The organism is Streptococcus cristatus (assembly GCF_003943535.1).
Classification (GTDB): Bacteria; Bacillota; Bacilli; order Lactobacillales; family Streptococcaceae; genus Streptococcus; species Streptococcus cristatus_L.
Genome location: NZ_RJPU01000032.1, coordinates 1 through 678, shown reverse-complemented (window position 1 = coordinate 678; position 678 = coordinate 1). Strand labels below are relative to the sequence as shown.

Genomic DNA, 678 nt, shown 5'->3' with positions numbered 1-678 from the left:
CCTGTAGCTCCAGTTGCGCCAGCTTTGCCATCCTTACCATCTTTGATGATAGTTGAAGATGTCACTTCGTCTGGATCCAACTCACCATTACCGTTCTTATCAAGACCGACTTGAACAGTGTGAGTACCGTTGTTGTTGTCGACAACCTTAGCTAGTGGAGATTTACCATCCTTACCGTCTTTAACGATAGTAGATGAGGTTACTTCATCTGGATCCAATTGGCCATTGCCGTTCTTATCAAGACCAACTTTAACAGTGTGAGTGCCGTTGTTATTATCGACAACTTGGGCTAATGATGGCTTGCCATCTTCACCTTTGGCACCAGTGGCCCCTGTTTCACCTTTATCGCCTTTAGCTCCGGTCGCGCCTGTAGCTCCAGTTGCGCCTGTTTCACCTTTATCACCCTTAGCTCCTGTTGCACCGGTAGCACCTGTAGCTCCAGTTGCGCCAGCTTTGCCATCCTTACCATCTTTGATGATAGTTGAAGATGTCACTTCGTCTGGATCCAACTCACCATTACCGTTCTTATCAAGACCGACTTGAACAGTGTGAGTACCGTTGTTGTTGTCGACAACCTTAGCTAGTGGAGATTTACCATCCTTACCGTCTTTAACGATAGTAGATGAGGTTACTTCATCTGGATCCAATTGGCCATTGCCGTTCTTATCAAGACCAACT

At 46.5% G+C, this 678-nt stretch carries 1 protein-coding gene; it reads right to left on the bottom strand.

All coding sequences use genetic code 11. The features are described from left to right. Positions 1-678, bottom strand: a 678-nt coding sequence (locus D8790_RS10400) for a collagen-flanked surface repeat-containing protein (protein WP_446677486.1), incomplete at both ends; no start/stop codon positions are given.